The 4,936-nt window shown below is 71.8% G+C and carries 3 protein-coding genes and 1 pseudogene; all 4 read left to right on the top strand.

Annotation, left to right across the window (positions count from 1 at the left end; translation table 11 throughout):
* Positions 1-661: pseudogene (locus tag ACYP33_RS11075) on the top strand (CheR family methyltransferase); the annotation flags it as partial.
* Positions 645-1,352: a chemotaxis protein CheW gene (locus ACYP33_RS11070; protein WP_459621620.1), complete on the top strand. Its 708-nt coding sequence runs from the start codon at positions 645-647 to the stop codon at positions 1,350-1,352. The pseudogene ACYP33_RS11075 and the gene ACYP33_RS11070, both read left to right, overlap by 17 nt.
* On the top strand, positions 1,349-3,829 hold the full coding sequence (locus ACYP33_RS11065; protein ID WP_459621618.1) for a response regulator: 2,481 nt from the start codon (positions 1,349-1,351) through the stop codon (positions 3,827-3,829). Before ACYP33_RS11070 ends, ACYP33_RS11065 begins: the two co-directional genes overlap by 4 nt.
* Positions 3,826-4,869, top strand: coding sequence for a chemotaxis-specific protein-glutamate methyltransferase CheB (gene cheB, locus ACYP33_RS11060; RefSeq protein WP_459621617.1), 1,044 nt, complete (start codon positions 3,826-3,828; stop codon positions 4,867-4,869). Before ACYP33_RS11065 ends, cheB begins: the two co-directional genes overlap by 4 nt.
* Positions 4,870-4,936: the final 67 nt, after the last annotated feature.

Below are 4,936 nucleotides of genomic sequence, written 5' to 3'. Positions count from 1 at the left end.
GGCCGCCAAGCCGGCCGGGGACGCGACCGCGCTCTGGCGGCGCGCGCAGCCAGAGCGCGCGGCGAGTCAGGCGGGCCAATCGAGCCCATCGAGCCCATCGGGTCAATCGGGCACCGCGATCGGCACGGCGTTCGCGTCGGGTGCCGCCGGTGTGATCGGCCGGCCGGGGCTGGCGCCCGCTGGCGGTGCGAGCGCAGGCCTCGGTGCCGCCAACCGGCCCACGCCGGCCGGCGCAACCGCCGCGCCGCGCCCGGCCGCCCCTGCCGCGCCCGCCTTTGCCGCCACCGCTTCCCGTGCCGCCACGACCCCCGCCGCCGACCCGCTCGACGCCGCGCGCGCCCTGGCCGATGCGGGCAATTTCGCCGCCGCCGAACGCGCCGTGCTCGACGTGTTGCGCGCCGCCGGCCCGAGCGCGGACGCCTATTACCTGCTCGGCCTGATCGACGACGCGCAGGGGCGGCCCAGCGCCGCCGAGCATTACCGCAAAGCGCTCTATCTGGCGCCCACCCACCGCGAGGCGCTCACGCATCTCGCGACGCTGCTCGACATCGCCGGCGATCACGACGGCGCGCGCTGGCTGAAGGAACGCGCACGCCGTGCCGACGCGCAAGCGGCCGGCCATGCCCAACCGGGAGGACGCGAGCATGCACGACGCCGTTGATTCGACGCACCCGGCGGGGGCGTTCGACGATTGCTGGAACCGCATCGGCGTGCGCGGTGATCAGTCCTGCGAACGATTGGCCGAAGTCGGGCGCTGCCTGAATTGCCCCGTCTACGCGCGCAACGCCGCGCGCCTGCTCGATCGCCCGCTGTCTCGCGACGAGCTGGCCCAGGCCGCGCGGCGCGATGCCGCCGCGCCGTCGCAGCAGGCCCGGCCCGAGGGCGACGCCCAGCAGTCGGTGCTGGCGTTCCGGGTCGGCGACGAATGGCTGGCGTTGCCCACGCCGGTGGTCCGGCAGATCGTCGACGACCGCCCGGTGCATTCGCTGCCCGACCGGCGCAGCCGCGCCGTGCTCGGCATCGTCAACGTGCGCGGCACGCTGCGCATTGCCGTCTCGCTGGCCCGGCTGCTCGAACTCGATGCCTCCGCCGCACCGCGCGCCGTCGACACCGTGCGCTCCACCTTCACGCGGATGCTGGTGGTGGCGCATCGCGGCGAGCCGGTGGTGTTCCCGGTCGACGAAGTGGAGGGCGTGCTGCGTTTCAGCGCGGCCGAGCGCACGCCGCCGCCGGCCACCGTCTCGCGGGCGGGCGTCGCGCTCACCAGCGCGATGTTCGCCTGGCGCGGCGGCATGATCGGTCTGCTCGACGAAGACCGCCTGTTCGATACGCTGTTGCGGAGCCTGCGATGAGCCAAGACGACGATCTGAGCCGGCAATCGCTGCTCGACCTCTATCGCGAGGAAAGCGAGAACCAGACCGAGGCGCTGTCGCGCCAGTTGCTCGCGCTCGAACACGGTGCGCAGGACGCGGCCGCGTTCGAGGCCTGCATGCGCGCCGCGCATTCGCTGAAGGGCGCGGCGCGTATCGTCGGCGTGCCGCAGGGCGTGGAGATCGCCGGGCGCATGGAGGATTGCTTCGTGGGCGCGCAGCGCGGCGAGCGCGTGCTCGGCGCGAGCCATATCGATGCGCTGCTGATGGGCGTCGATCTGCTGGTGCGGGTCGGCGATCCGCGCACGGCGGCATCGGTCACGCCGGCCGAGATCGATACGTTCGCCGTGGCGCTGGCCAATGCCGACGAGGCGGGCGGTGCGCCGTTTGCGTCGGCCCCGCCGCCGCCGGTGCCGTCCGTGCTGCCGGGCGGGCCGTTCGATTTCAGCGAACCGCTCGATCCGTACACCTCGCCGGTGCCACCCGACCTGGCCGCGCAATTGCGGCTCGACGCGCCGCTCGTGCCCGATGCGCCTCGCGGCCTCGGCGAGCACGGCGGCCTGTATGCCTCGGAGCCGCCGTTCGAATCGTCGGTGCCGCCCGATCTCGCCGCGCAGTTGCGCTTGAGCGAACCGGTGCCGGCTGCGGCCTCCATCGCACCGTCCGAGCCGCTCCCCGAGCCGTCCACGCCCGAGCCGTACGACACCGGTGACGCCGGCCAGATGCGGCGCGTGCGTGCCGACAGCCTGAACCGGCTGTTGAGCCTGTCGGGCGAATCGCTGGTGGAATCGCGCTGGCTCAAGCCGTTCGCCGATTCGATGCTGCGCATCCGTCGCTCGCAACACGACGCGGCGCGCGCGCTTGATTCGCTCTACGACAAACTGGCGGACGATCTCGACCCGAACCACGAGGCCGCGATCAACGAAGTCCGGCAGATGCTGAACGATCTGCAACGCGCGTTCGCCGCGCGCATCGACGATCTCGACCGCTTCGAGCGGCGCAGCTCGCATATCGCCGAGCAGCTCTACGACGAGGCGCTGCAATGCCGGATGCGGCCGTTCGGCGATGCCACGCGCGCCTACCCGCGCGTGGTGCGCGATCTGGCGCGCTCGCTCGGCAAGCGCGTGCGCTTCTCGATCGTCGGCGAATCGACCCAGGTGGACCGCGACATCCTCGACATGCTCGACGCGCCGCTCGGCCACCTGCTGCGCAACGCGCTCGACCACGGCGTGGAAACCCCCGAGGTGCGCCTCGCGCGCGGCAAGCCGGCTGAGGCCAGCGTCACGCTGGAGGCGCGCCACAGCGCCGGCTCGCTGCTGGTCAGCGTGTCCGACGATGGCCCCGGCGCCGATCTGAGCGCCGTGCGCGCCGCGATCGTGCGGCAGCGGCTGACCGACGAGGCCACCGCCGCGCGCCTGTCGGACGCCGAGGTGCTCGAATTCCTGCTGCTGCCCGGCTTCTCGATGCGCGAGCAGGTGACCGACGTGTCGGGGCGCGGCGTGGGCCTCGACGCCGTGCACGAGATGGTCAAGCGCGTGCGCGGCGCGGTGCGGATCTTCAACGAGCCGGGGCAGGGCATGCGGATGGTGCTGCAACTGCCGCTGACGCTGTCGGTGATCCGCAGCCTGCTGGTCGAGGTCGGCGGCGAGCCGTATGCGTTCCCGCTGGTGCACGTGCGGCGCGCGCTCGAACTCGAACGCAACGGCATCGACGTGCTCGAAGGGCAGCAGCATTTCGCGCTCGACGGGCGGCGCGTGGGGCTGGTCACCGCGCATCAGTTGTTCGATGCCGGCGAGCCCGACGCGGCGAGTTCGCGCACGGCGGTGGTGGTGATCGGCAACGAGCCGGAAACCTACGGCGTGGCGGTCGACCGCTTCCTCGGCGAACGCATGCTGGTGGTGCAGCCGCTCGATCCGCGCCTGCAGAAGATCCGCAACATCGCGGCCGGCGCGCTGCTGGAGAACGGCGATCCGGTGCTGATCGTCGACGTGGAAGACCTGGTGCGCTCGATCGACAAGCTGATTCGCGGCGGCCAGCTCACCAAGATCCGCCGCGATGCCGCGCACACGCTCGCGCAGCGCCGCAAGCACGTGCTGGTGGTGGACGATTCGCTGACGGTGCGCGAACTCGAACGCAAGCTGCTGGAGAAGCGCGGCTACGCCGTGACCATCGCGGTGGACGGCATGGACGGCTGGAACGCGATCCGCGGCGAGAGCTTCGACCTGGTGGTGACCGACATCGACATGCCGCGCATGGATGGCATCGAGCTGGTCACGCTGATCAAGCGCGACCCGGCGTTGAAGGGGGTGCCGGTCATGATCGTGTCGTACAAGGATCGCGACGAGGACCGCCGGCGCGGCCTCGATGCCGGCGCGGATTATTATCTGGCGAAAGGCAGCTTCCACGACGAGGTGCTGCTCGATGCCGTGCACGATCTGATTGGAGACGCCGCCTCATGAAAATCGGAATCGTCAATGATCTGCCCCTCGCGGTGGCGGCGCTGCGCCGCGCCGTCTCGCACCGGCCCGACCACCGCGTGCTGTGGGTGGCCGCCGATGGCGAGCAGGCGGTCGATTTCTGCGGGGCGAACCCGCCCGATCTGATCCTGATGGATCTGGTGATGCCGCGTCTCGATGGTGTGGAGGCGACGCGCCAGATCATGGCGCGCTCGCCGTGCGCGATCCTGATCGTGACGGCCAGCGTGGACGCCAACAAGGCCAGCATCTACGAGGCGATGGGCGCGGGTGCGCTCGACGCGGTCGATACGCCCACGCTCGCGCAGGGCATGCTGGCCGACGCGTCGCAGCCGCTGCTGGCCAAGATCGACCAGATCGGCCGGCTGCTCGCCACGCGCGGGCCGGTGCCGGCGCCGGTGGGCGTGATGGCGCCAGCGTCGGGGGCCACGCCGCTGGTGGCGATCGGCGCCTCGGCGGGCGGGCCGACCGCGCTGGCCGCGCTGCTCAAGCCGTTGCCGGTCGATTTCCCGGCCGCGGTGGTGATCGTCCAGCATGTCGACCAGGCGTTCGCGATCGGCATGGCCGAATGGCTCGACGGCTACACGGCGCTGCCGGTGCGAATCGCCCGGCAGGGCTGCGCACCGCAGCGCGGCGAGGTGCTGCTGGCCGCCACCAACGATCACCTGCACCTGACCGCGCGCGGCCTGCTCGATTACACGCCGCATCCGGCCGAAACGCCTTACCGGCCGTCGGTCGACGTGTTCTTCCAGAGCGTGGTGGACCACTGGCGCGCCGATGCGATCGGCGTGCTGCTGACCGGCATGGGCCGCGACGGCGCGCTCGGCCTCAAGGCGATGCGCAGCAAGGGCTTCTACACGATCGCGCAGGACGCGGCCACCAGCGCCGTCTACGGCATGCCGAAGGCGGCCGCCGCGATCGACGCGGCCACTGCGATCCTGCCGCTCGATCGCATCGCCGAGCGGATCGCGATGCAGTTGCCGCGCGGCGCGCGTGCCGTGACGGGCGCCCGGCAGGACCGCTGACGCGGCGAACGACAGAACGAGGCAACAGCGCCACGCAGCAACCGCGCGGCAGTCGGCAACAGATTCG

Source organism: Burkholderia sp. 3C (assembly GCF_054589155.1).
Note: the sequence above shows the minus strand (reverse complement) of the source record. Positions and strands in the feature narration are given on the sequence as shown.